The organism is Paraburkholderia sp. MM5496-R1 (assembly GCF_050436205.1).
In the GTDB taxonomy this organism is placed as follows: domain Bacteria; phylum Pseudomonadota; class Gammaproteobacteria; order Burkholderiales; family Burkholderiaceae; genus Paraburkholderia; species Paraburkholderia tuberum.
Genome location: NZ_JBNDLT010000003.1, coordinates 2,590,812 through 2,615,638 on the forward strand (window position 1 = coordinate 2,590,812; position 24,827 = coordinate 2,615,638).

A 24,827-nucleotide genomic window follows, 5' to 3' on the forward strand; every position below is an offset into this window, starting at 1 on the left:
TGCCGCGTCGAATCGATCGACGCGGCAACGGGCCGTCCATGCACATGCGTTCAGGGGCGTAGTCAGCCGAGCAGCTTGTCGGGTGTAATGGGCAAATCGCGGATGCGTTTGCCGGTCGCATGCCAGATCGCGTTGCACACTGCCGCGGCCACGCCCACCACGCCGATTTCGCCGACACCTTTGACGCCGAGCGGATTGACGATGTCATCGCGCTCGTCGACGAACAGCACGTCGATCTCGTGAATGTCGGCATTCACCGGCATGTGATATTCGGCGAGGTTGTGATTCATCTGGCGTCCTAGCGCGTGATCGAACTGGCCGTGCTCGTGCAGCGCCATGCTGATGCCCCACACGACGCCGCCCGCGACCTGATTGCCCGCCGTCTTCGGATTGACGATGCGTCCCGCCGCGACCGCGCTGACCACGCGCGTCACCCGCACAGTGCCGAGCGCTTCGTCGACGCGCACTTCGGCGAACACCGCCGAATGCGTGCCCATCGAATACGCCTGCTGCTTTTCGTGCGGCTTCACGCTGGCCTGCTCTTCGAGTTCGTCCAGCCCGGCGCGCTGCAACAGCGTCGCAATCGCGATCGAGTCGTCCGCGTGTGGGCCGCACACGAGCCGGTTGCGCTCGCGCCGCACGTGTTCGCGAGTCGCCGACGCGAACCGTGCCCCACCATGTTCGCGCGCCAGTTCAACCAGACGGTTGTGCAGGCGCGTGCACGCGGCATCGACTGCGCTGCCCACCGACGACACCGTCCACGATCCGCCCTCGATCGGCGCCTTCGGCAGCCGGGTGTCGCCGAGTTCGAAGTTGATGTCGCCGAGCGGCAAGCCAAGCGCATCGGCGGCGATCTGCGTCATCGCGGTGTAGGTTCCGGTGCCGATATCGGCGGTCGAACTCGACACGCTGACGCGGCCATCGGGCGTCAACACCGCGCTTGCGGCCGCTTCGTTCTGCATCGCGTCCCACGCACCGGTCGCCATGCCCCAGCCGATCAACTCGTTGCCGTCGCGGCGTGCGCGCGCCTCGAGCGGCCGCCCCGCCCAGCCGAAGCGGGCCGCGCCTTCGCGATAGCAGTCGCGCAGCGCCTTGCTCGAAAACGGCAGATTCTTGTTCGCGTCGCGCTCCGCATAGTTGACGAGCCTCAATTCGAGCGGGTCCATCCGCAATGCCTCGGCCAGTTCGTCCATCGCGACTTCGAGCGCAAAGAGCCCTTGTGTCGCGCCGGGCGCGCGCATGTCGGCCGGTGTCGGCACGTCGAGCTTCGCGACCCTGTAGCCCATCGACACGTTGTCGCATCGATACAACTGCCCCGCCCAGTTGACCACCACGTCGCAGTAGTCCTCGTAGCGCGAGGTTTCCGACACCGCCTCGTGGATCACCGCCTGCAGGCGGCCATCCGCCGACGCGCCGAGCGCGACGCGCTGCACCGTCTGCGGACGATGCGCGAAGGTGAACATCTGCTGCCGGGTCAGCGTGACGCGCACGGGTTTCTTCAGTTCGCGCGCGGCCATCACCGCGAGCGCCAGATGATATTGCGGCCGCAAGCCGGAGCCGAACGCGCCGCCGACGAACGGCGACACCACCTGCACTTCGTCGTCCTTCAAACCGAACACACGTGTCAGATAGCCCTTCGTATTGACGACGCCCTGAGTCTTTTCATAGACGGTCAAGCGTCCTTGCGCATCGGGCACCACGGTGCATCCGTGCATTTCCATCGGATTGTGATACTCCGGTGGTGTCGTGTAGAAAGCGTCCACGCGCGCCTTTGCATCGGCCAAGGTCTTGCGTGGGTCGCCACGCTCGGGCGGAGGCGGATCAAAGCCGCCCTTCTCCGCCGACGGCGGCACGGCGCTCGTCAACGCTGCTTCGATATCGGTCTGGTGCGAGCCGGCCTCGTAACGCACCTGCACCAGCGACGCCGCGTAGCGCGCCAGTTCCAGCGATTGCGCGACCACCAGCGCGACCGGCTGCCCGCTGTACCACACGCGCTCGTCCCACAGCGGCCTCAATGGCGTGCCGCCGGGCGCGACCATGTCCTTGAACGCGTCGACGTCCGACGGCAGCGCCGGGCGCTTGCGATGCGTGAGCACGAGCAGCACGCCGGACAGCGCCTCGGCGGCCGAGGTATCGATCGACACGATCTTGCCTGTCGCGATCGTGCCCGACACGACGACGCCATACACGAGCCCTTCGACGCAGAACTCGGCGGCATATTGCGCGGCGCCGGTCACTTTGACGGGCCCGTCCACACGCGAATGCGGCACGCCGGTGGCAGGCTTCGGGCTGCCTGTCGACGGCAAGGTTTCGGCACGGTTCATCGCGCGGCCTCCTCGAACGAACGTTGTGTGGCCTCGCCGAAGGCGCGCACGATCACGCGCGCCGCGAGTTCGATCTTGAACGCGTTGTCGCGCTGAGGGCGCGCACCGCGCAGCAGCGTCGCCGCAAAGTCGCGCAACCTTCGCGCGTTCAGCGTCGCGCCGCGCAGTGCGGCTTCGGCGGCGGGATCGCGCCACGGCTTGTGCGCGACCCCGCCGAGCGCGCAACGCGCGTCGACGATCCGCGACTCGTCATCGAGCTCGACACCGACCGCGGCCGACACCAGCGCGAACGCATACGATGCGCGGTCGCGCACCTTCACGTACGCGTGATGCGCGGCAAAACCTTGCGGCGGCAGTTCGATCGCGGTCACGAGTTCGTCGTCGCGCAGGTTGGTGTCGATCTGCGGCGTAGCGCCGGGCAGCCGGTGAAAATCCGCGAACGGCAGCGTGCGTGCGCCGTCGTTGCCGATCAGATGCACGGTGGCACCGAGCGCCGCCAACGCGACGCACATATCGGACGGATGCACGGCGATGCAGTGCTCGCTCGCACCGAGGATCGCGTGAATGCGGTTCACGCCATGCAGCGCCGGACAGCCGCTGCCGGGTTCGCGCTTGTTGCACGGCGTGCCCACGTCGTAGAAGTAGTAGCAGCGCGTGCGTTGCAGCAGATTGCCGCCGACCGTCGCGACGTTGCGAATCTGCGGCGACGCGCCCGCCAGGATCGCCTTCGCGAGCAGCGGGTAGCGTGTCGCGACAGTATCGTCATACGCGAGCGCGCTATTGGTTACGAGCGCGCCGATCTTCAGGCCGCCTTGCGCCGACGCTTCGATCTGCCTGAGCGGCAAACGGTTGATGTCGACGAGCAAAGCCGGGCGCGCCACGTCTTCGCGCAGCAGGTCGACGAGATTCGTGCCGCCCGCGATGAACGCGGCGCCCCTGTCCGAACGATGCCGTTCGAGCGCATCCTGCACCGCATCGGCGCGCGTGTACGAGAAGCGGTTCATGGCCGCGCCCCAGATTTATTCGCGACCGCACTGTCTTGCCTTGCGTCATCGTCACCGAAATGCGCAGCGTCGAGAATCGCCGCGACGATGTTCGGATACGCGCCGCAGCGGCACAGATTGCCGCTCATCTGCTCGCGCACATCGTCCGCGCAGCGCGCATGTCCTTCTTCGAGCATCGCGTGCGCGGAGCAGATTTGTCCGGGCGTACAGTAGCCGCACTGGAACGCGTCGTGATCGATGAACGCCTGCTGCAGCGGATGCAACGTGTCGCCGTTCGCGAGACCTTCGATCGTCGTGATCGATGCGCCGTCGTACACGACCGCGAGCGCGAGGCAGGTATTGATCCGCTGGCCATTGACGATCGCCGTACAAGCGCCGCATTGACCGTGATCGCAGCCCTTCTTGGTGCCGCTCAGGTGCGCATGCTCGCGCAGCAGATCGAGCAGCGAGGTCCACGCTTCGACGTCGAAGCGCCGCGTCTCGCCGTTGATCTCGAACGTCAATGCATGCGACGCGGGCGCGTCGGCCCGGGCGGTTTCAGCATCGGGGGTAGCCATCGGATTTCCTCCTCACAAGGCATCGCGCAAGCAATGCGACACGCGACGGAACTCAACGCAACTCAAACCAATGCAAAGCGGCGACAGCGCGCGAGCGCGATGCCGCCGCGGCGTCCGGCGCGTCGCGAGGCAGGCCGACGCGCTCGACGGATCGCTTATTGCCCCGCCCCACTACCCGCGCGCGGCGGCGTCGCGCCTTTGAAGCGCCTGTTGGTGGTTTTCCCATTGCCGCCGCCGGCGACCCCATTGGTGGCGCCCCCCGATTCGCCGACATTGCCGTTCGCATTGTTCGCGCTGGTCGTGTCCGGCGTGCGCGATTCTTCCAGGCTTGCGCCGGGTTGCGCGGCAGACTTGCCGTTTTGCATGGACGGATTGGTACCGGTCTGCGCGAAGCCCGCCTGCGCAAAGCCTAGCGCGAAGCAGCCTGAAACGAGCGCGGCAGCCAGTTTGACGGATACATCGATCTTCATGGCACTCTCCCTTAGGACGTTATGAAAACCCAACTGCGCGAACCTCGTACGTGAGCGCAGGCGGCCATGCCGCCATCAGTTCGACAACCTAAATAATCGGCGCGCCGCCCGTTACCGCAATTGTCGCGCCCGAGATGTAGCTCGCTTCATCCGACGCGAGCATCACGTACGCGGCGGCCAGTTCGGCCGGTTGGCCGGGGCGCTTCATCGGCACCTGCTTGCCGAACTGCTCGACCTTGTCGGCCGGCATCGTCGATGGAATCAACGGCGTCCAGATCGGTCCCGGCGCCACGCAGTTCGCGCGAATGCCCTTTTCCGCGAGCAATTGCGCGAGGCCACCGGTGAAGTTCTGGATCGCGCCCTTGGTGGTCGCGTACGCGATCAGGCCAGGATTCGGATGATCGGCATTGATCGACGAAGTATTGATGATCGCGCCGCCCGGCTTCATATGGCGCACCGCCGCGCGCGTGATTCTGAACATCGCGCCGATGTTGGTATCGAAGGTCCTGTCCCATTCTTCGTCGCTGATCGCATCCAGCGACGGATAGCTCATCTGATACGCGGCGTTGTTGACCACCACGTCGAGCCGGCCGAATGCCTCGATCGCCTTGTCGACGATCGCCTCGCAATGCGTGCGATCGCGGATATCGCCGCCGACCAGCACCGCCTTGCGACCCGCGTCCTCGACCCAGCGCGCGGTCTCGCGCGCATCGTCGTCTTCGTCGAGATAGGCGATCAGCACATCCGCACCTTCGCGCGCGAACGCGATCGCAACCGCGCGGCCGATGCCGCTGTCGCCGCCGGTCACGATCGCCGCCTTGCCTGCGAGACGCCCCGATCCTTCATAGGTTTTCTCGCCGTGATCCGGTTGCGGGTTCATGTCGGCCGTGCGGCCGGGCCTCTGATCCTGCTGCTGTTCAGGAAACGGCGGTGCCGGACGTTGCGTGTCGCTCATGTCGGATCTCCCTCGGTGCGAATGACCATGGGCGGCGCGCACGAACGCGCCGCGTCATCGGTCTTTGAGCAACGAGTGGGCCTGCATGCAATAGCGAGAGGAAACTCCTGTGCGCTTGGCAGCGCAGGGGCACGCATGGCTTAAGGAACTGCGTTGGACAGAATGGTGGCGGACAGATGGCAGATTGATGACAAACAGATTCGCAGAGCGACGAGTGCGATTTTCTGCCGATGACCGTGCAGAAATAACAGAACTGTCAGTGAGTTTTCGCTAACAACGTGATTCAGATGATGGCTCCGCCGCATGCAACGCCGCCGCCGATTCGAGCACGCGCAGCAGACGCTCGGGTGTCAACGGTTTGGCGCAATGCGCGTCGAAGCCGGCGGCCTTCGCGAGCGCGCGATCGTCGCGCGACGCAAACGCGGTACACGCGACCAGCAGCATGTGCGAAGTCTGCGGATGCGCGCGCAGCCGCCGCGCGAGTTCGAGCCCGTCGAGTCCAGGCATCTTGATGTCGAGCACCACCGCGAACGGCTGCCATTCGCGCGCGGTCTCGCACACGGCAAACGGATCGTCGAGCGCGCGGCATTCGAAGCCGTCGGCCATCAGTAGCATTTGCAGCGCATCGGCCGCTTCCCGGTAATCGTCGACTACCAGCACGCGACGATGCGCGGCCATCGCATAGCGGATTGGTCGCCATACGAGCACGTCGTCGCTGCTGTCCACGTTGTCGTTGAACACAGTCATTTTTTCTCGCCCTTTTACATTGGCCCTGAAGGGCATCCGCGCCACCCGTGCAAGATTCGATCCCGTTGCGTCTGCCGGACTACGACCGGTTTTTTGTTATTTCCGCTTCGCTCGGACGATGCCGCGGCCAGCACGCCTGGTCGCGCATTCCGACGTTGCAATCACCTGGAATGCGGGATTCAGCGTGCCCATTCATCACGGCGTTTGAATGACGGCGCCTGCGATGTGCGCGCTGCGCAACATCGAACGACGCACTGTCCTTGTGCGATCCGTCTCGTTCAGAGGCGTCGCACGATATCGGTATTTCAACGGATTGAAGGGTCCACGCAATGCAAGCCGCAATCGCACTTATGGCGCGAATCGATGACGCGGTCTTATCAAAAGAATAAGCGACGATGCCGATAAAAAAATGCTCGACATGTTAGGGGTTTGTGCTCTGCGGGTTATCCCGCACGATTATCGATAAACCCCTTCAGCATCGCGAGCGTATCTGCGTCGTCGATGTGTTTGTCCGTGCGCCAGCGCAGCATGCGTGGAAAACGCACGGCCACGCCGGACTTGTGACGCGAACTCTCTTGTATCCCTTCGAAGCCGATCTCGAACACGAGCGTTGGCGTCACGCTGCGCACGGGGCCGAATTTATCGACGGTGGTCTTGCGCACGATCGCATCGACCCGACGCATCTCTTCATCCGTGAGCCCTGAATAGGCCTTCGCGAACGGCACCAACGTGCGCACGCCGTCGGCCTCGTCCCACACCGCGAACGTGTAGTCCGTGTAAAGACTCGCGCGACGGCCATGACCGCGCTGCGCGTAAACAAGTACAGCGTCCACCGCATAAGGCTCGATCTTCCATTTCCACCACGTGCCCGACGCCTTGGTACGACCGACGCCGTACATCGACTCGCGCTCCTTGAGCATCAAGCCTTCGACGCCGCGCGCGCGGCTCTCGTCGCGCAACGCCGCGAGCGCGGTCCAGTCCGCTGCAAGGACGAGCGGCGATACGCGCAGCAGACCGCGCGCGAGCGTGCCATCGACGGAGCTGGCCAGCGCATCGAGGCGTGCACGCCGTTCAGCGAGCGGGTTCATGCGCTGGTCCCGTCCGTGTGCTTCGAGCAGATCGTATGCGAGCAGCGCGGCGGGCGAATCCGCGAGTATCTTGCGCGTCAGCGTCTTGCGCGCGATGCGCGGTTGCAGCCGCGCGAACGGCAATGGCGCTGCCGCGCCGGGCTCCCACGCGAGAATCTCGCCATCGATCACGTAGCCATCGGGTAATGACTCGCCCAATGCCGCGACTTCGGGAAAACGATCGGTAATCAGATCCTCGCCGCGCGACCACAACCACACGCGGCCGCCGCGTTTGACGAGTTGCGCGCGTATGCCGTCCCACTTCCACTCGATCAGCCAGTGCGCGGGATCGCCGAGCGTCGCCGGATCGGTCTGCAAGGGATGCGCGAGAAAGAACGGATACGGCAGGCCGAGGTCGCTATCGTGTTCAGGCGCGTGCGCTTGCGGATCGTCGTCGGTCTGCGGCGCGATCAGACGCAGATAGCGCGCGGCATCGGGCTTCTGTTGCGAATCGGTCCAGCCGACCATTCGTTGCGCAATCCGCTTGTGATCGACGCCGGCCACTTCGGCGAGCGCACGCACCACCAGTTGCCGCGCGACGCCGACACGAAAGCCGCCGCCGATCAGCTTGGTCAGCAGGAAACGACCGCCCCAGTCGAGTTCGTCCCAGTAGCCGAGCAGACGCCTGCGCAACTCGTCGGGCGGCAGGCCGCGCAGCGGCAGCATGCGTTGCTCGATCCATTGCGTGAGACCCAGCTCGGAGTTGCGCGACGCGGGCGGCAGGATATGCGCGATGGTCTCGGCCAGATCGCCCACCGCGTGATACGACTCCTCGAACAGCCACTCGGGCAAGCCGGCGCGCTCGCGCGCGATTTCGGTCAGCAAACGCGTCGGCACGAGTTGACGCGGCTTGCCGCCCGCGAGGAAATACGACGCCCATGCCGCGTCTTCGGGGTCGGCCACCGAGAAATAACTCGTCAGCGCCGCGAGCTTGTCGTGCGTCGACGTGGTCGCATCGAGCGCGGTGTAGAGAGCCGCGAAGCGTTTCATACGGTGCCCGTCATGATTCGCTCGTCGCCGGCGCTTCGTCGGCGCCGGCCGCGTCGGCTTCGACGGTATCGTCGCCGTATTGCGTTTCGAACGCGCTGGCGTGCAGGCCCTGCTCGTTGAGCCAGCGCACCATCGGTTCGATCGAGCCATGCGTGACGATCACGCGGGAGGCGCCGCTCTCGCGTATCGCCGTTTGCAAACCCGGCCAGTCCGCGTGATCCGACAGCACGAAGCCACGATCGACGCCGCGCCGGCGACGCGCGCCGCGCAGGCGCATCCAGCCCGACGCGAACGCATCGCTGTAGTCGCCGAAGCGCTTGAGCCACGCGCTGTTCTGCGCGGACGGCGGCGCGACGATCAGCGCCTGTTTGAATACGCCCTTGTCTTTCGCTGCAATCTCGCCGACCAGACCGAGCGCCGGCAGACGCACGCCCGCGTCGCGATACGCGCGATTGAGCGGCTCGAGCGCGCCGTGGCAGAAGATCGGCCCGATCGCCGCATCGACACTCGCGAGCACGCGTTGCGCCTTGCCGAATGAATAGCAGAACAGCACCGACGCGCGCCCTTCGGAGGCGTTGTGACGCCACCATGAATCGATCGAATCGAACACGCTTTGCGGCGTATCCCAGCGATAGATCGGCAGACCGAACGTCGATTCGGTGATGAACGTATCGCAGCGCACCGGTTCGAACGCGGCGCAGGTCGGATCGGCTTCGAGCTTGTAGTCGCCCGACGCCACCCACACGCGGCCCGCGTATTCGATCCGCACCTGCGCCGAGCCGAGCACGTGCCCGGCCGGATGCAGCGACACGCGCGCCGCGCCAATCGTCAGCGGCTCGCCGTAGTCGAGCGTGTGCAGCGCGATGCCGGGCAGCCGCGATAGCAGCACGCTCGCGCCCGCGCGCGCGGCCAGGTAGCGCTGATGACCGAAACGCGCGTGGTCGGAATGCGCATGGGTGATCACCGCGCGTTCGACCGGCCGCCACGGATCGATGTAAAAATCGCCGGGCGGGCAATACAGTCCCTCCGGCCGCGCGATCACCAGATCGTTGGCTTGCGGCGCGGTGTCGGTCTGACGCGGCGGCTGATCCATCGGCTGTCCTCGGCAAGGGAACGCGATCTTGCGAACGCGGCCAAGCAAACTATATGCCGCGCCATTGATGGCTCCGTTTCTGCTTACGGTATATAAAGCACACAGGCGTGTCGAGAGCGGCTGCCATCCGGCAGTGCCCGGCGCGCACCGCGAGGCCTCATGCCGATCCTGCTCGACCAGCAAGCGCTGTATATCGCCAGACATCCCTGGCGCTTCCTGCTGCAAACGCTGAAAGCGTTTCGCGCGAACCAGGGGCTGCTGCTCGCGGGCGCGGTCGCGTACTACGCGTTGCTGTCCATCGTGCCACTGCTGATCCTGATCGTCATCGTGTTGTCGCGCGTGGTGCCGCAGCAGCTGGTGCTCGACGCGCTTGCGCATCTGCTGCGCTGGCTCGTGCCCGGACAATCGGCCGCGCTCGTGCGTGAGCTGTCGAACTTCCTGCTGCATCGCGCGGTAATCGGCTGGGTGCTGCTGCTGACGATGATCTTCTTCAGCTCGCTCGCGTTCACCGTGCTCGAAAACGCGATGTCGCTGATCTTCGTGCATCGGGTCGTCGTGAAGCGGCGCCACTTCCTGATCTCGGCGCTGCTGCCGTACTGCTACATCCTGTTTCTTGGCGTGGGACTGCTGATCGTCACGTTCGTGTCGAGCGCGCTCGACACGATCGGCGCCGAAGGACTCAGACTGTTCGGCCTGCACGTATCGTTGCAGGGCTTCTCGCGAGTGATGCTGTATCTGTTCGGGCTCGCCGGCGAAATCTTCGTGCTGACCTCGGTGTATCTGGTGATGCCGGTGGGACGGCCGTCGCTCAAACACGCGCTGATCGGCGGCGTGGTGGCCGGTGCGTTGTGGGAGATCACGCGGCACGTGCTGGTCTGGTATTTCGCCACGCTGTCGCAGGTCAGCGTCGTCTATGGCTCGTTGACGATGGCGATCGTGATCCTGCTCAGCTTCGAATGGCTCGCGACACTGCTGCTGTTCGGCGCGCAGGTGATATCGCAATACGAGCGCTTCGGCCACGAACCGCTCGACGCGCCGCAGCCGAGGATCAAGACCGGGTAGCAAGCCATTCGCAAGGAACAACCCTTGCTCGCCGATACCGACGACGGCCGCCCATTTCGGAGGGCGGCATCGACTGGCTATCGAGGAGCGAGGATCATGGCTGAAACCGTCGGCGATTTCATCATCGGGCGGCTGCACGCATGGGGTGTGCGGCGAATCTACGGCTATCCGGGCGATGGCATCAACGGCGTGTTCGGCGCGTTGAACCGCGCGCAGAGCGAAGCGAAGAAACGCCACAAAAGCACGGATCAGCCGGGCCCGATCGAATTCATTCAGGTCCGTCACGAAGAAATGGCCGCGTTCATGGCCTCCGCGCATGCGAAATTCACCGGCGAGTTGGGCGTGTGCATCGCCACCTCGGGGCCGGGCGCATCGCATCTCCTGACGGGGCTGTACGACGCGCGCATGGATCACATGCCGGTGCTGGCGATTACCGGTCAGCAGGCGCGCGCGGCGATCGGCGGACACTATCAGCAGGAGCTCGATCTGCCCGCGATGTTCAAGGACGTGGCCGGCTCGTTCGTCGGCTTTGCGACGATGCCCGCGCAGGTCCGTCATCTGGTCGATCGCGCGGTGCGCATCGCGCTCGCCGAGCGCGCGGTCACGGCGCTGATACTGCCGAACGATCTGCAGGACATCCCCTACGAGCCGCCGGGGCGCAAGCACGGCACGCTGCATTCGGGCATCGGTTACGCGCGCCCGCGCGTCGTGCCGAGCGACGAGCAATTGCGCCAGGCCGCCGACGTGCTGAACGCCGGCCGCAAGGTCGCTATCCTGGTCGGCGCGGGCGCGCTGCACGCGACCGACGAAGTGATCGCGATCGCCGAGAAACTCGGCGCCGGCGTCGCCAAGGCGCTGCTCGGCAAGGCCGCGCTGCCCGACGATCTGCCGTGGGTGACCGGTTCGATCGGCCTGCTCGGCACCAAGCCGAGCTACGACATGATGACCCATTGCGATACGTTGCTGATGATCGGCTCGGGCTTCCCCTACTCGGAATTTCTGCCGAAGGAAGGCGACGCGCGCGGCGTGCAGATCGACATCAAGGCCGACATGCTGAGCCTGCGTTATCCGATGGAAGTGAACCTCGTCGGCGATAGCGCCGAGACGCTGCGCGCGCTGCTGCCGCTGCTCGAGGAAAAGAAGGATCGGCTGTGGCGCGAGCGCATCGAAGGCTGGGTGTCCGACTGGTGGAAGACGCTGGAAAAACGCGCGCACGAACCCGCGAAAGATGGCCTGAATCCGCAGCTCTCGGTATGGGAGCTGTCGAAGCGCATTCCCTCGAACGCGATCGTCACCAGCGATTCGGGCTCGGTCGCGAACTGGTACGCACGCGATCTGCAAGTGCAGCGCGGCATGATGTGCTCGCTGTCGGGCGGGCTCGCGTCGATGGGCGCGGCCGTGCCCTATGCGATCGCCGCGAAGTTCGCGTACCCCGAGCGGCCCGTGATTGCGCTCGTCGGTGACGGCGCGATGCAGATGAACAACATGGCCGAGCTGATCACGGTCGCGAAGTACTGGCAAGGCTGGAGCGATCCGCGCTGGATCTGCATGGTGCTCAACAATGGCGACCTGAATCAGGTCACATGGGAGCAGCGCGTGATGGAAGGCGATCCGAAGTTCGAGGCCTCGCAGAGCATTCCGTCCGTGCCGTATCACCGCTTCGCGGAGCTGATCGGTCTGAAGGGCATCTATGTCGACAATCCCGATCAGATGGCCACCGCCTGGGACGACGCGCTCGCGTCGAATCGTCCCGTCGTGATCGAGGTGAAGGCCGATCCGAACGTGCCGCCGCTGCCGCCGCACGTCACGCTCGCGCAGGCCAAAGCGTTCGCCGAGACGTTGATGAAGGGCGACCCCGATCAGGGCAACGTGGTGGTCGAAACGGCGAAGCAGGTGCTCGGTGCCGTGCTGCCGGGGCATCACGACAAATGACGCGGTAGCGGCTCGACGACGCGTGTGCGCGCCAACGTTCGACGCAGAACGTGGCTGGTAAAATGGCGCGCGCTCCGTGCACGCGCTCATTGGGTCTGCTTCGCCGCAGGCCATCACGTCGGCCGTTATCTCATGCTCACACACGTCCTCGCCGTTTTCGCGGCGGCCCACACTGCGTCATTCGCGCAAGTCGCATCATTCGCGTCACTCGCGTCATTCTCGTCATTCGCGTCATTCGCGTCATCAGGCATGGACGCTCTTGCCGATGCTTGACGAAACCCGCATCGCGCGCGCACTGACCGCGCGCGGCATCTCTGCCGATGCACGGCAGCGCGAGGCCATCGGCGCGCTCGTCGGGTTGGTCGGCGCGCAGCAGCGCGCGCGGCAGGCATGGTCCACCGCCGCGTTCGGGCCGCAAGGCGTCTACTGTCACGGACTGCCGGGCCGCGGTAAGAGCCTCGTCGTCGATACGCTGTTCGAGCTTGCGCCATGCCGCAAACGGCGCCTGCATTTCCACGAGTTCCTGCGCGAGATGAACCGCCGGCTCGTGCACGCGCCGCGCGGCGACGACCGGCTCGGCGACGTGTCGCGGCAATGGCTCGACGGTATCGAGCTGCTGTGCTTCGACGAATTCCATGTGCACGATATCGCCGACGCGTTCCTGATGGGCCGCTTTCTCGACACCGCGATCAAGCTGGGCACGCGTATCGTGCTGACGTCGAACTACGCACCGGACGATCTGTTGCCCGACCCCGAGTTTCACGAGCGCTTTCTGCCGACCATCGCGCAGATCAAACGCGGCTTCACGGTGATCCATTTCGACGGCGTGCGCGATTACCGCTTCGGCGGCGAAGCGGCCGAGGTGCCGCGCTTTTTCGCGCCGCTCGACGCATCGAGCGAGGCCGCGTTGCGCGATATCTTCACGAGCCATGAACGCGAGGCAGCGATCGAGCCGGTCAGGCTCAGCGCGGCGGGCCGGCCGCTCGAAGCGCGGGCAGCCGGCCGCGCGCTGCTGTGGGCGGACTTCGAGCAGTTGTGCGTAGCAAGCCGCTCGCACCTCGACTACCTCGATCTCGCCGAGCAATGGCAAGGCTTGATCGTCGATCGTCTGCATACGGAAGCGCTGAGGCAGCCGCATACGCTGCAGCGACTCGTCTGGCTGATCGACATCTTCTACGACCGCAAGCGTGCGCTCTTCATCGCCTCCGATCGGCCGATGGAGACCGCGTTGATCGGTCTCGAAGGCGCGCATGATCTGTCGCGTACGCTGAGCCGGCTTGCCGAGATGCAGTCGCGCGCATATCGCAGCGCGCTTGAACGAGGCGGCGAGGAGAACGCGCAAGACGGCATCAACGCCAAGGCTTGATGGCCGGGCATCGCACTCGCGCGCATTTCTGCAATTCTTGCAAAGCGACGGTAAAGCGTGCCAACGCCGTTTCGCGTCGACGCACGCGCCACGGCGCCCGGCGATGCATCGCCGGCCACCCGAAACAAGCCTACACTCAACCATGCCATGCCCCGCGGTATCGGAAAACTCGCCGCCAGATCAGTTCGATGGGCGTGGGCGAACATGTTCGTTCTTCATCGCGCCGCTCTTTCGCGGCAAAGGAGAAGCCATGGAAAAGATCCCAAAAGCCACGGCCTTGTTCATCGCAGGTTTTGGCCCGATTGTGATCGAAGCCCAGGCAAGCCGCGATCTCTACGGTCGGGCCTTCGGTATCCCCTTCAAGGAAGAGAACGGCGGCTATCTCCATACGGAGGGTCTGAACGGCGCAAACTCTTTCGCCTTGTGGCCGCTCTCCCACGCCTCCCAGTCGTGCTTCGGCACGGATTCGTGGCCTCGCGACGTACCCATCCCGCAAGCCTGGATCGAGTTTGATGTCGACGACGTCCAGGCGGCAACGGCGGAACTTGAATCGCAAGGGTATCGGATGCTGGTCAGGAACCGGAATGAGCCGTGGGGCCAGACGGTCAGTCGCTTCATCGGGCCGGAAGGATTGCTGGTCGGAATCACGTTTACGCCGTGGATGCGGGAAGAGAAATAATGGCGGCCGCAGTGGCCGTCTTGCGCGCGGTAACTGATAGCCTCAGATTGGGGACCAGCGCGCGTCAGCTTACCCGGTTAGCGCCGAAAATCGATATTCACCATTGTGAATAATGCGCGTAACTATCAGCCACCGCTTTCCTAAACTTGGCATTACGGGACCGCGACGGAAACGGTACGAAAGCATCGTTTGCGTGGAAATCGCAGTCCAACCAAGGAGAAGCGTGTCATGAACAAGGCAAGCAGCACATTGATCGCGGCCGTCGCCGCACTCACGCTGTCGGGCGGCGTATATGCACAAAGCAACAACACGCTGGCGACTCCGACCACACAGTCGCCGGCCGCTGCAACGAGTGGCTACGGCACGCCTGGTGCCACCAACACGGACAGCGGCGCCGGGTCGCCGACCTCGGGCCAGCCGAATAGCGCGAACAGTAGCTCGACGTCCCGCCCCCCCGCTTACGGGGTTAACAACTCGCTGGCGACCCCAACCACAAAGTCGCCAGCCGGCCAATGACAGCAATCAAGGCTGGCAACCGGGCGCAAATGAGCGCAAAGCGACCAGGCGGTTCAATTTCGTCGGGCGTAGCGTGACCGAATAGCCGCGACTGGCAACACAGATCGCGACGGTAGAAAAAGTTGGTGTGACTGGCCGATCGAACCGAACCGCGGCAAATTCAGTGCGACGAGACATAAGCCGTATCAGCGAATACTGCCGGGATCGCGAAGCTCTCGCGCATACGCTTAGCCTCTGCGGCAGGCGTCAAGCCAAACAGACGCCTGAATTCCCTGCTGAACTGGGACGGGCTCGCATAACCCACAGCGTGTCCCGCCGCCTCCGCGGTTAGTTCCTCGCGCACCATTAACAGGCGAGCCTGATGAAGGCGCGTCGACTTCACATATTGCATCGGCGACACCTGCGTAATTGCCTTGAAGTGGCTGTGGAAACTCGGAATGCTCATACCCGCTTCGTCGGCCAGTTGCCTCACGTCGAGGGGCTGCGCATAGCTTGCATGAATCAGGCGGAGTGAGCGGCCTATCTGTCCGAACTGTCCTCGCATCGCCAAAGCCTCGCGCAACGAGCCTCCCTGGGCTCCGGTGAGCACCCGGAAATACAGTTCACGCAGCAGCCCGGCGCCCAACACAGCGGATTCGAGTGGCCGATGCATCGCCTCGAGGAAGCGCAGCACGGACGCTTGCATTGCGTCATCCATCGGCGTCGACATCATGCTTTGAGGTGCTGGTGCGCACTCCCCCACGCCTTCGCGGTCGATCCGCTCCGCAAGTTCGGCGGCCAATGCGAAATCGAGGTGCAGATACAGCGCGAGCAGTGGGCGCTCCTCGGTTGCGTCGGTCTCCATGCTGAACGGCACGGGCACGGACACGGCCAGGTAGTGACGCTCGTCGTACAGGTAGAGCTGGTCGCCGAAATAACCTCGCTTGCGGCCCTGGCAGACGATCACGATACCGGGATCGTAGAGAACGGGCGTGCGCGATAGCGCCCGGTTCGACCGCAAGATGCGGACGCTCGGCAGTGCCGTCAGGTTGTAGCCCTCGTCGGGCGCCAACGCGCGTAGCAGGACAATCATGCGTTTCTGGCTTCGAGAGGATAGAGCTGGATGCTGGGCCAAAGCGCGTATCGTGTTCATAGTTTTATGCAAGAAAATCAGCGGAATTCGGCTTAATTTGTCTCGCTGGTCAGATTAGCATGCACTCTCCAATCGACATTCGGGAGAAGCTTCAATGGCAACCAGCAAAACTCTGCTCATCACCGGCGTCAGCAGCGGCTTTGGCCGCGCGCTCGCACAGGAAGCGCTGGCGGTGGGTCACAAGGTCGTCGGTACGGTGAGAAGTGCCCAGGCAAAGCGTGAATTCGAGTCCGTATCCGCGAATGCCGCCTGGGGACGCGTGCTCGACGTGACCGACTTCGACGCGATCGACGGCGTCGTGGCGGAAATCGAGGCTGGCGTCGGACCAATCGATGTGCTGGTCAACAATGCCGGCTACGGCCACGAGGGCATCATGGAGGAATCGCCGCTCTCGGATATGCGCCGACAGTTCGATGTGAATGTATTTGGTGCGGTCGCCATGATGAAGGCCGTCCTGCCGTTCATGCGTGAGCGCCGCCGCGGCCACATTCTGAATATCACATCGATGGGCGGCTACATCACGATGCCGGGAATCGCTTATTACTGCGGGAGTAAGTTTGCGTTGGAGGGCATCTCCGAGGCGCTTGGCAAAGAGGTCAAGCCCTTCGGTATTGCGGTGACGGCCGTGGCGCCGGGCTCATTTCGCACTGACTGGGCAGGTCGCTCGATGACGCGGACCCCCCGCTCGATTTCGGATTACGACGATATTTTCAATCCTATTCGCCAGGCCCGCGAGGAAAAAAGCGGCAAGCAGTTGGGAGATCCCAGCAAAGCGGCGCGCGCAATGCTGGCCGCCATGGCAGGGGATCATCCGCCCACGCGTCTTTTGCTCGGTAGCGACGCACTCGGGCTCGTACGAGACAAGTTGTCGGCATTGAACGTGGAAATCGATGCGTGGGAGGCTACCACCGTTTCGACGGACGGCTGATGAGCGCCGAGGCTGAGAAGCTGTCGAGAACCGTATCCCGCCGCGTCGGGTGCGAACGAAGCGATGCTTGCCCGATCTGAAAGTCCGTTGGCAACGAGGTCAACACCATGTGGCCGACGATGTATCGCCCGCGGGTTCATCATTTCACCTGGAATTCGTTGCGCAGGGTCCGAAGATTCGGACGCCACCGGTGAGGACGCCCCCAGACGATCCAGGCACGTTACCCGGATCGTCGGGCGGTGTCGGGCGAGCCATCTGCGGTCAATTACCGAAGAAAAGGTTGCAATAACTTGCGGGGCCGACGCACGACGATGGCGAGGGCGTCGACACATGCTCGACACTGCCGGAAGCTGCGGTGCCGTTGGTCGTCGTACCGCCAACGTCACTGTTGCCCGCCTGCTGGCTGTCCTGTGCAGCGATCTTCGCTTCAGCAGCCTGAATTTGCTCGGGATACTTCGTATGGTCGCCGTCGCCCATGTGATAGCCGGCCTGCTCGAGACGGATCAGATCCGCGCGCACCTGCGCACGGGTGACGGGCGCGGTGCTCTGAGCGAAGCTGACGACTGGGCTGGCAAGCGCACAGCTGGCGAGGACAAGGCATGCAAGGGTTTTCATCGTGGACCTCCTTGATTCACGGCTAACTTAACAATCGGGAAACCGAATAGCACACTGCAGCCAGTTCTGCAGACAAACTGGAAGTTGTGGTTGATATGGGGGGCATTCGACAAGAGAAGAACGCGGGCCATTGTGCGGTGATTGACGCCCTCCTTGTATCGAATTATGTTGCATTATTGCGCCGTGTAATCGTGTCAGTTGTAGTTACGTCGGTAATTTGATGTTCGGCATTAAAAGTTCCTTTTCGGGAGAATAAATGTTCGGCGTCGCTTTACGATTATTCGTTAGAGTGATTTCTTGAGCGTACGGCGCACGCCTGGTTACGGATGCAGTTCGACGCGGCACACACGGAGCGAGCACCCAATATCGCAATTGGCGAACCGTGCTTGATCGGGACAACCGCGAGTTACTGGTACTGCGCAGCGCGAGAGATCAGCCTCATACTTACCCTCGTTCAGCAGCTTTGACGGTCTTCCGCCCAACGCTCGGCAGCGGGCACAAATCTCCGGTAGGGACCACCTGCGTGGACTCACGAACTTTTGTTCGGCAAAAAACAGAACACTTGTCCATCGACTTGCTGGCGGACCGCTAGCACAATGGCGTGTAGCTGCACCTGATGCCCGGAGGCCTGTTATGGCGTCCTGTACTCGAACACCACGTGATTCCGACGCGGGCGAAAAGCCCGGGGCCAGAACATCACTGTGCGCGGGCGAAACGGCTCACACAATCGAGCGCCGCAGATTCGCTGAATTTATGAATCTGTTTGTGGGACCGGTTGCAGCACTCAGTACTGAGCAGAATCTCCTCGTCAAACGCGAGTTATTGCAATCGCTGTCCCGCCGATCGGTATATTGGATCGCGCTACTGCTGGTCGGAAGCCCGTTCTGGTTCGTATTTGGATCGTGGATCGAAACATCGGATATTTATCCCTTGTTCCGTGTCGTCTGGATCCTGGGACTGTGGGGGATAGCCGCTCCTTTGGCAGCATACTTGCTGAAAAAGACCATGACGCTCCCGAAGCACGCCAGCGTCAACGCGGTCGAGCAGATGCACTGGGCATGGGCTGCATTGGTCATGCTGACATCTTTCTGGTGGGCGGCGGCCAGCTTTGGGCTCATCCCACCCAAATTCGTGGTCCTCCATGGTTATTACTTTAGATTCGGCCGGTATGGCTTTCTGGAACTGACGATGATCTGCCAGGCATTCACGTTGCTGCTGCTCGCACCCAGTCTTCGTGCGGCTTTAGGCGCACTCGTGATTGGCACTATCCCATTCGGATTTAACATGGCACCACTGTTCTTTATTAACCGGCCAGGAATGTTTGACTGGTATACGGCTCAAATAATTGGCTATTGTGTCGTCGCATGGTTCATTTGCAACGATCAGCAACGCACATGTGTAAAAGAGGTTGTTCTCGAGGAGGCGCGATCTCAGGCTGTAGCGGCAACGGCGGAGAAGAACCAATTCATCGCCGCAATAAGCCATGACCTGCGTCAACCGCTCACCACGCTCGGCCTGAAGTTAGATTTCATCGAGCGGGGCATTAAATCGACCAATCTGGTTGAAGACGTCTCGATTGCGCAAAGGCAAGTGGATGCAATGGAAGGGATGATTAACGGGGCACTGGATATCTGCCGCCTCGAGTCCGGCACCTGGAATGTAGAAATTCAGGAGGTGGCGCTGCCTTCCCTTTTACGCGGCATAGTCGTGGATATGCAGCCGCTGGCTGAGGCAAAGGGGCTGAAGTTAAGACTCCGTAGTCGCCCCTATCTGGTCCGTACGGATCGACATGCGTTGGACAGGATCGTCCGGAATATGGTGATCAATGCGGTCCGTTACACGCCTTCCGAGCGGGGAGGCAAGAAGGGACATGTTCTGGTGAGTTGCCAGAGGCGAGGCAGCCGCATAAAGATAAGCGTCTGGGACAACGGGATCGGTATCCCTGAAGGTCGACAGGCGGATATCTTCAAAAGCTATGTACAGGTCGATAATCCCGAGAGGAATCGTGAAAAAGGGTTCGGCCTGGGTCTGTCCATTGTCCAGGGGCTCGCGAGCCTTCTTGGTCACAAACTGGACGTGGACTCGACACCAGCACGGGGATCGCGTTTTTCGGTTACGGTCCCGTTCATGGGACTCATACCGCCGGAGTTGCGCGAGGTTCAAACGGTTGAAGACGGTGACCCGGACCTGACCAATATGGTCGTGGCGATCATCGAGGACAACAGCGACTTAAGAATCGAAATATCGATGCGCCTGATCGAGCATGGCTGCTACGTCGTGGCGGGGGAATCGTCATCCGACGTCATCGAGCAGTTGCGCATTGAGGCTTTGGCAAGCGGTCCGCACTTCATCCTCTCCGACTACCGGCTGGAAAACGAGAACGGCATTGCGGCGATTACGGCGGTCCGCGCTGCTACCGACGCCTCGATCCCTGCGATCCTGTGGTCGGGCGACCCCTCGTCAGCTGTGCTCAAAAAAGTAGCCGTCAGTGGCATCAAGCTTTTGTCGGGACCGGATTCTAACCAGACCTTATTGACCATACTTGCAGAACATAAGCCAAAAACATTGACCGAAGGCGGGTGAAAGAGATGGCAGGGGAACACAAAGCTAGCGCAACGGAGCGTAGCTGCACTTGATTCTCGGAGGCCTGTTATGGCGTCCCGTATTCAAACACGACGTGATTCCGACGCGGGCGAAAAGCCCGGGGCCAGAACATCACTGTGCGCGGGCGAAACGGCTCACACAATCGAGCGCCGCGTATTCGCTGAACTTGTGAATCCTTTTCTGGGACCGCGTGCGGCACTCAGTACCGAGCAGAATCTCTATGTCAAACGTGAGTTATTGAAATCGCTGTCCCGTCGAGCGGTATGTTGGACCGTGCTAGTGTCGGTCGGAGCCTCGCTGTTGTGCGTATATGGATCGTGGATCAAAACGTCGGATAGCTACCGTTGGTTCCGTGTCGTCTGGGTCCTGGGACTGTGGGGGATAGCCACTCCCATGGCAGCATACTTGCTGAAAAAAACCATGGCGCTCCCGAAGCACGCCAGCGTCGACGCGGTCGAGCAGATGCACTGGACGTGGGCTGCAGTCGTCACACTGACATCGTTCTGGTGGGCGGCAGGTAGCTTTGGGCTAACTCCACCCGATTTCTCGGGCCATGCTCCCTACGTCAAATTGGCCAGTTCTGGCTTCCTTGAGTACACGCTAATCAGCCATACATTTACCTTGCTGCTGCTCGCACCGAGTCTTCGTGCGAATTTAGGTTCATTCGTGCTCGGCGCTATCCCGTTCGGATTCAGCTTGGGACCACCTCTATTTATTTACCGGCCAGCAATGCTGGGCTTTTATACGGCTCAACTAGTTGGCTATTGTTTCCTCGCGTGGTTCATTTTTTACACTCAGAAGCGCGCATATGTTAAAGAGATCATTCTCGAGGAGGCGCGATCTCAGGCTGTAGCGGCAACGGCGGAGAAGAACCTGCTTATCGCTGCGATAAGCCATGACCTGCGTCAACCGCTCACCACGCTCGGCCTGAAGTTAAATTTCATCGAGCGGAGCGTTAAATCGACCGATCTGGTCGAAGGCGTCTCGATTGCGCAAAGGCAAGTGGATGCGATGGAAGGGATGATTAACGGGGCACTGGATATCTGCCGCCTCGAGTCCGGCACCTGGAATGTAGAAATTCAGGAGGTGGCGCTGCCTTCCCTTTTGCGCGGCATAGTCGTGGATATGCAGCCGCTGGCTGAGGCAAAGGGGCTGAAGTTAAGACTCCGTAGTCGCCCCTATCTGGTCCGTACGGATCGACATGCGTTGGACAGGATCGTCCGGAATATGGTGCTCAATGGGCTCCGTTACACGTTTTCCGAGCGGGGAGGCAAGAAGGGACATGTTCTGGTGAGTTGCCAGAGGCGAGGCAGCGCCATAAAGATAAGCGTCTGGGACAACGGGATCGGTATCCCTGAAGGCAGACAGGCGGATATCTTCAAAAGCTATGTACAGGTCGATAATCCCGAGAGGAATCGTGAAAAAGGGTTCGGCCTGGGTCTGTCCATTGTCCAGGGGCTCGCGAGCCTTCTTGGTCACAAACTGGACGTGGACTCGACACCAGGACGTGGATCGCGTTTTTCGGTTACGGTCCCGTTCATGGGACTCATACCGCCGGAGTTGCGCGAGGTTCAAACGGTTGAAGACGGCGACCCGGACCTGACCAATATGGTCGTGGCGATCATCGAGGACAACAGCGACTTAAGAATAGAAATATCGATGCGCCTGATCGAGCATGGCTGCTACGTCGTGGCGGGGGAATCGTCATCCGACGTCATCGAGCAGTTGCGCATTGAGGCTTTGGCAAGCGGTCCGCACTTCATCCTCTCCGACTACCGGCTGGAAAACGAGAACGGCATTGCGGCGATTACGGCGGTCCGCGCTGCTACCGACGCTTCGATCCCTGCGATCCTGTGGTCGGGCGACACCTCGTCAGCTGTGCTCAAAAAAGTAGCCGTCAGTGGCATCAAGCTTTTGTCGAAACCGGTTTCGGAACGAACCTTATTGACCACACTTGCAGAACATAAGCCAAAAACGTCCACCGAAGGCGGTTAAAAGTGATGGCAGGGAAACATGAAGAGCGGTGTAGCAGAGATCTTCACGACAGTCGCGTATCTGCTGCCCCCCTTCCAAGGGTAAGCTCGGCATTGACTCGAAGTGCAGCTTCAACGCGGTTTCTGACTTGAAGTTTGTCGTAAATAGCACATGAAACCTGTCTGACATGTCCCTCGGAGACGCCAAGTTCTCTTGCGATCTGTTTACCTGAAAGGCCACGTGCAATGCAACGCGCCAAATCCCACTCTCGCGGAGAAAGCCCAAGATGATGCTGATTCCGGCTAGCTGAGGGCGCTTGTGTCGAGCAGGCAAAGCGGAGCAAGACTTCTTCCGGAATCCAGAGTTCACCTCCTAAGATCCTGCTCAGTCCAATGAACATTTTTTTGTGCGCGCCTCCTTTCAACAGGATTCCTCGAGCGGCGTAGTCACGCATGCACATTCGCAAAATTTCAACTTCATGATCGTTTCCAGGAGCAAGTCCTGTGCAGATGACCACGGGAACATTGGATGGATTTCCGGCCTGAAAATGCTCAAGTGTCGCGGCGCCACGATTCTCACCATCCAGATTAAGATCCAGGAATACCAGGTCCGGGGGCGGTGTCTTGTTGACTTCTTCAAGCGCGCTGGCAAGCGTAAAGACGGGTGTGATGTCGATTGGGGCTGCGCTCAGCTCCGACGCGTGTGTTTGGACATATTCGGACAGAGCAACGCAAAGAATTTCGTGGTCATCGACCCATAGGATTTTCATGGTCGCTTCTCCTCTTTATACATCCGAGAAAAGCATCGATCGTGCGCTACGTTTGTGCGGAGTACTGCCTGACAGCTTAGCATATCGAGCGAGGCCGCAGATCTTGAACTGCAGAGTGATGCGGACCCGCGATCTCTAGGGCACAGGGTGTGCCATGTTCGCGCCGCGTGCCGCGCCCCGGGCGGCACACGGCTTTGCGCGATCGAATCGGTTTGCGCGGCAGCCGCGGGCAAGAAGGCGATTCGCGAGTGGTGGTGGCGCACGGACAGCCTCGCGGCGAAATGTCTGCGGCGTGCCGACAGTTCGATGCTCCGAACATGTGCGAAGTGCGTCGACGTATGCCCCTATCATTTCGTCCAGGCGGTGTTGAACGACCGATGTACCTTGGAAACTGTCCCTTCTGCTGCGGACAAGAGGTTGGAGTGGTGAGATCAGGATACGGCGCGATATTCACCGCCTTAATCGCCGCGGCGCTGTTCGGCGCCGCGACACCGTTGGCCAAGTCGCTGCTCGGCTCAGTCAGCCCCTTCATGCTCGCAGGACTGTTTTATCTCGGTAGCGGCCTGGGGCTTGGCGTCGGCATCGCGTGGCGTGCCTTTCGATCGCGCGGGCTCCGGTCCGCCGCGGACCACCGCATCACCAAAGGCGAGTTGCCTTGGCTGATCGGGGCGATAGCGATGGGTGGCGTCGCCGGCCCCGCATTGCTGATGCTGGGCCTGTCCACCACTCCAGCGGCAACGAGTTCGTTATTGCTCAACCTTGAGGGTGTGTTGACCGCCGTGATTGCCTGGGTGGTCTTCCAGGAAAATGTCGACATTCAGGTTTTTCTCGGGATGGTGGCGATCGTTGCGGGCGGCGTGCTTCTGTCGTGGCATCCGGGACAGTCAGGCGTGCCGGTGGGTGCGTTACTGATCGTCGGCGCGTGTCTGTGCTGGGCAATCGACAACAACCTGACGCGCAAGGCCTCGGCGAACGACGCGATGGTGATCGCGTGTCTCAAAGGGATGGTGGCCGGTCCCGTGAATCTCGGCATTGCGATCGCGGCGGGCGCTTCGCTTCCGTCAGCAGGAACCATGGCGGCAGCGATGCTGACCGGGCTTGGCGGTTACGGCATCAGCCTCGTGCTGTTCGTTGTTGCACTTCGCCATCTCGGTACGGCGCGTACAGGCGCGTACTTTTCCGTTGCGCCGCTTTTCGGTGTCATGCTTTCGCTGATCATATGGCCCGCGCTACCCAATCTGTCTTTCTGGATTGCCGCCGCCCTGATGGCGCTGGGTATCTGGCTACATGTGCGCGAGCGGCATGAGCATGAGCACGGCCATGAGTTTCTTCAACACACGCACCAGCATCGCCATGACGAGCACCATCAGCACGCGCATGAGTTTCCTTATGCCGGTGAGGAGCCGCACACGCACGCTCACTTGCATCTGCCTATTACACATTCGCACGCGCATTTCCCCGATATCCATCATCGGCATCAGCACTAGCTGTCCTCCGACGTCGTCATTTCCCCAGGGCGGCGCAGCATCTTGTCGACTTCGCCCGCGTGCATCTCCTCGACGTGAATCATCTGACGGGCGAACTCCTCGAGTGCAACAGAGCGGTCCTCGACGAGCGCCAGCAGGTCGCGATACAACTGCAACGCAAGATTCTCGGCTTGCAACGACTCGCGGAGGATCGAAGAGATATCGAAGGTGTGCGAGTCGAGCAGAGGACCGATCGCAAGCGACGGATAGGCACCCAGAGTCGTGATCCATTCGCCGGCCTGCTGTGCGTGCAACAACGATTCATCGGCCTGCGCGCGCAACCACGACCTGATCGGAATGCGTCCGAATCCGAAAACAAGGAACGAATAGTGCGTATATCGGACGACGCCGGCCAACTCGGATTCGAGAATCCGGTTCAGCACCGCAACAACGTCTTCCTTATTGATCTCGGCCATTTGAAGTCTCCTTTCATGGCGTGGCGAGGCGTCCGGCCTCG

At 61.9% G+C, this 24,827-nt stretch carries 21 protein-coding genes; 9 read left to right on the forward strand and 12 right to left on the reverse strand.

Annotation, left to right across the window (positions count from 1 at the left end; all coding sequences use genetic code 11):
- Positions 1–62 precede the first annotated feature (62 nt).
- The 8 genes from OKW38_RS38035 to OKW38_RS38070 form a co-directional block, all read right to left on the reverse strand.
- Entirely contained in the window at positions 63–2,324 is a 2,262-nt protein-coding gene (locus tag OKW38_RS38035; protein ID WP_429365477.1) for a xanthine dehydrogenase family protein molybdopterin-binding subunit, read from the reverse strand.
- On the reverse strand, positions 2,321–3,328 hold the full coding sequence (locus OKW38_RS38040) for an FAD binding domain-containing protein (RefSeq protein ID WP_429365478.1): 1,008 nt from the start codon (positions 3,326–3,328) through the stop codon (positions 2,321–2,323). Before OKW38_RS38040 ends, OKW38_RS38035 begins: the two co-directional genes overlap by 4 nt.
- Positions 3,325–3,885, reverse strand: a complete 561-nt coding sequence (locus tag OKW38_RS38045) for a (2Fe-2S)-binding protein (protein WP_090809927.1) — start codon at positions 3,883–3,885, stop codon at positions 3,325–3,327. The genes OKW38_RS38040 and OKW38_RS38045 overlap by 4 nt, the downstream gene beginning before the upstream one ends.
- A 155-nt stretch (positions 3,886–4,040) precedes the next feature.
- A complete protein-coding gene (locus OKW38_RS38050) occupies positions 4,041–4,355 on the reverse strand; it encodes a hypothetical protein (RefSeq protein ID WP_090809925.1) in 315 nt (104 codons plus the stop codon).
- Positions 4,356–4,443: 88 nt separating this feature from the next.
- On the reverse strand, positions 4,444–5,310 hold the full coding sequence (locus OKW38_RS38055) for a glucose 1-dehydrogenase (RefSeq protein ID WP_429365479.1): 867 nt from the start codon (positions 5,308–5,310) through the stop codon (positions 4,444–4,446).
- A gap of 270 nt (positions 5,311–5,580) precedes the next feature.
- Positions 5,581–6,057, reverse strand: coding sequence for a response regulator (locus tag OKW38_RS38060; protein ID WP_018425151.1), 477 nt, complete (start codon positions 6,055–6,057; stop codon positions 5,581–5,583).
- A 443-nt stretch (positions 6,058–6,500) separates the two neighbouring features.
- Positions 6,501–8,174, reverse strand: a complete 1,674-nt coding sequence (locus OKW38_RS38065; protein WP_429365480.1) for an ATP-dependent DNA ligase — start codon at positions 8,172–8,174, stop codon at positions 6,501–6,503.
- 10 nt (positions 8,175–8,184) lie between these two features.
- Positions 8,185–9,267 (reverse strand): ligase-associated DNA damage response exonuclease, encoded by a 1,083-nt coding sequence (locus tag OKW38_RS38070; RefSeq protein WP_090809919.1) that lies wholly within the window; start codon positions 9,265–9,267, stop codon positions 8,185–8,187.
- 159 nt (positions 9,268–9,426) lie between these two features.
- Here OKW38_RS38070 and OKW38_RS38075 point away from each other — a divergent pair, with 159 nt between their 5' ends.
- The 5 genes from OKW38_RS38075 (at position 9,427) to OKW38_RS38095 (ending at position 14,822) form a co-directional block, all read left to right on the forward strand.
- A complete protein-coding gene (locus OKW38_RS38075) occupies positions 9,427–10,329 on the forward strand; it encodes a YihY/virulence factor BrkB family protein (protein ID WP_090809917.1) in 903 nt (300 codons plus the stop codon).
- Between the two features lie 96 nt (positions 10,330–10,425).
- Positions 10,426–12,261 (forward strand): thiamine pyrophosphate-requiring protein, encoded by a 1,836-nt coding sequence (locus OKW38_RS38080; RefSeq protein ID WP_090809915.1) that lies wholly within the window; start codon positions 10,426–10,428, stop codon positions 12,259–12,261.
- A gap of 265 nt (positions 12,262–12,526) precedes the next feature.
- Entirely contained in the window at positions 12,527–13,627 is a 1,101-nt protein-coding gene (gene zapE / locus OKW38_RS38085; protein ID WP_429365481.1) for a cell division protein ZapE, read from the forward strand.
- Positions 13,628–13,877: 250 nt separating this feature from the next.
- Positions 13,878–14,306, forward strand: coding sequence for a VOC family protein (locus OKW38_RS38090; RefSeq protein ID WP_187628060.1), 429 nt, complete (start codon positions 13,878–13,880; stop codon positions 14,304–14,306).
- Positions 14,307–14,534: 228 nt separating this feature from the next.
- Complete coding sequence (locus OKW38_RS38095) at positions 14,535–14,822, forward strand: hypothetical protein (RefSeq protein ID WP_090809909.1); 288 nt, start codon at positions 14,535–14,537, stop codon at positions 14,820–14,822.
- A 160-nt stretch (positions 14,823–14,982) separates the two neighbouring features.
- Here OKW38_RS38095 and OKW38_RS38100 read toward each other — a convergent pair whose 3' ends face one another.
- Positions 14,983–15,894, reverse strand: a complete 912-nt coding sequence (locus OKW38_RS38100; RefSeq protein ID WP_244144907.1) for an AraC family transcriptional regulator — start codon at positions 15,892–15,894, stop codon at positions 14,983–14,985.
- A gap of 154 nt (positions 15,895–16,048) precedes the next feature.
- On the opposite strand from OKW38_RS38100, the gene OKW38_RS38105 reads away from it, so the two are divergent.
- On the forward strand, positions 16,049–16,882 hold the full coding sequence (locus OKW38_RS38105) for an oxidoreductase (RefSeq protein WP_090809906.1): 834 nt from the start codon (positions 16,049–16,051) through the stop codon (positions 16,880–16,882).
- 261 nt (positions 16,883–17,143) lie between these two features.
- Here OKW38_RS38105 and OKW38_RS38110 read toward each other — a convergent pair whose 3' ends face one another.
- Positions 17,144–17,497, reverse strand: coding sequence for a DUF4148 domain-containing protein (locus OKW38_RS38110; RefSeq protein WP_090809904.1), 354 nt, complete (start codon positions 17,495–17,497; stop codon positions 17,144–17,146).
- A gap of 753 nt (positions 17,498–18,250) precedes the next feature.
- On the opposite strand from OKW38_RS38110, the gene OKW38_RS38115 reads away from it, so the two are divergent.
- Complete coding sequence (locus OKW38_RS38115; protein WP_429365482.1) at positions 18,251–20,080, forward strand: hybrid sensor histidine kinase/response regulator; 1,830 nt, start codon at positions 18,251–18,253, stop codon at positions 20,078–20,080.
- Positions 20,081–20,506: 426 nt separating this feature from the next.
- On the forward strand, positions 20,507–22,096 hold the full coding sequence (locus tag OKW38_RS38120; protein WP_429365483.1) for an ATP-binding response regulator: 1,590 nt from the start codon (positions 20,507–20,509) through the stop codon (positions 22,094–22,096).
- Between the two features lie 43 nt (positions 22,097–22,139).
- Here the strand turns inward: OKW38_RS38120 and OKW38_RS38125 are convergent, their stop codons facing one another.
- A complete protein-coding gene (locus OKW38_RS38125) occupies positions 22,140–22,844 on the reverse strand; it encodes a LuxR C-terminal-related transcriptional regulator (RefSeq protein ID WP_429333858.1) in 705 nt (234 codons plus the stop codon).
- Positions 22,845–23,221: 377 nt separating this feature from the next.
- Between OKW38_RS38125 and OKW38_RS38130 the strand changes: the two genes are divergently transcribed.
- The gene (locus OKW38_RS38130) at positions 23,222–24,331 is read left to right on the forward strand and encodes an EamA family transporter (protein ID WP_429365484.1); all 1,110 of its coding nucleotides are present in this window, start codon (positions 23,222–23,224) and stop codon (positions 24,329–24,331) included.
- Here OKW38_RS38130 and OKW38_RS38135 read toward each other — a convergent pair.
- On the reverse strand, positions 24,328–24,786 hold the full coding sequence (locus OKW38_RS38135; protein ID WP_018425186.1) for a ferritin-like domain-containing protein: 459 nt from the start codon (positions 24,784–24,786) through the stop codon (positions 24,328–24,330). The genes OKW38_RS38130 and OKW38_RS38135 overlap by 4 nt on opposite strands.
- Positions 24,787–24,827: the final 41 nt, after the last annotated feature.

What these genes read in the sequence shown, in the direction of transcription:
- OKW38_RS38080 (WP_090809915.1), top strand. Translation starts at nt 10,426, where the DNA reads ATGGCTGAAACCGTCGGCGATTTCATCATCGGGCGGCTGCACGCATGG.
- OKW38_RS38070 (WP_090809919.1), bottom strand. Translation starts at nt 9,267, where the DNA reads ATGGATCAGCCGCCGCGTCAGACCGACACCGCGCCGCAAGCCAACGAT.
- OKW38_RS38090 (WP_187628060.1), top strand. Translation starts at nt 13,878, where the DNA reads ATGGAAAAGATCCCAAAAGCCACGGCCTTGTTCATCGCAGGTTTTGGC.
- OKW38_RS38110 (WP_090809904.1), bottom strand. Translation starts at nt 17,497, where the DNA reads ATGAAAACCCTTGCATGCCTTGTCCTCGCCAGCTGTGCGCTTGCCAGC.
- OKW38_RS38135 (WP_018425186.1), bottom strand. Translation starts at nt 24,786, where the DNA reads ATGGCCGAGATCAATAAGGAAGACGTTGTTGCGGTGCTGAACCGGATT.
- OKW38_RS38105 (WP_090809906.1), top strand. Translation starts at nt 16,049, where the DNA reads ATGGCAACCAGCAAAACTCTGCTCATCACCGGCGTCAGCAGCGGCTTT.
- OKW38_RS38130 (WP_429365484.1), top strand. Translation starts at nt 23,222, where the DNA reads ATGTACCTTGGAAACTGTCCCTTCTGCTGCGGACAAGAGGTTGGAGTG.
- OKW38_RS38060 (WP_018425151.1), bottom strand. Translation starts at nt 6,057, where the DNA reads ATGACTGTGTTCAACGACAACGTGGACAGCAGCGACGACGTGCTCGTA.
- OKW38_RS38100 (WP_244144907.1), bottom strand. Translation starts at nt 15,894, where the DNA reads ATGATTGTCCTGCTACGCGCGTTGGCGCCCGACGAGGGCTACAACCTG.
- OKW38_RS38075 (WP_090809917.1), top strand. Translation starts at nt 9,427, where the DNA reads ATGCCGATCCTGCTCGACCAGCAAGCGCTGTATATCGCCAGACATCCC.
- OKW38_RS38115 (WP_429365482.1), top strand. Translation starts at nt 18,251, where the DNA reads ATGAATCTGTTTGTGGGACCGGTTGCAGCACTCAGTACTGAGCAGAAT.
- OKW38_RS38095 (WP_090809909.1), top strand. Translation starts at nt 14,535, where the DNA reads ATGAACAAGGCAAGCAGCACATTGATCGCGGCCGTCGCCGCACTCACG.
- OKW38_RS38065 (WP_429365480.1), bottom strand. Translation starts at nt 8,174, where the DNA reads ATGAAACGCTTCGCGGCTCTCTACACCGCGCTCGATGCGACCACGTCG.
- OKW38_RS38125 (WP_429333858.1), bottom strand. Translation starts at nt 22,844, where the DNA reads ATGAAAATCCTATGGGTCGATGACCACGAAATTCTTTGCGTTGCTCTG.
- OKW38_RS38050 (WP_090809925.1), bottom strand. Translation starts at nt 4,355, where the DNA reads ATGAAGATCGATGTATCCGTCAAACTGGCTGCCGCGCTCGTTTCAGGC.
- OKW38_RS38055 (WP_429365479.1), bottom strand. Translation starts at nt 5,310, where the DNA reads ATGAGCGACACGCAACGTCCGGCACCGCCGTTTCCTGAACAGCAGCAG.
- OKW38_RS38040 (WP_429365478.1), bottom strand. Translation starts at nt 3,328, where the DNA reads ATGAACCGCTTCTCGTACACGCGCGCCGATGCGGTGCAGGATGCGCTC.
- OKW38_RS38045 (WP_090809927.1), bottom strand. Translation starts at nt 3,885, where the DNA reads ATGGCTACCCCCGATGCTGAAACCGCCCGGGCCGACGCGCCCGCGTCG.
- zapE (WP_429365481.1), top strand. Translation starts at nt 12,527, where the DNA reads ATGCTTGACGAAACCCGCATCGCGCGCGCACTGACCGCGCGCGGCATC.
- OKW38_RS38035 (WP_429365477.1), bottom strand. Translation starts at nt 2,324, where the DNA reads ATGAACCGTGCCGAAACCTTGCCGTCGACAGGCAGCCCGAAGCCTGCC.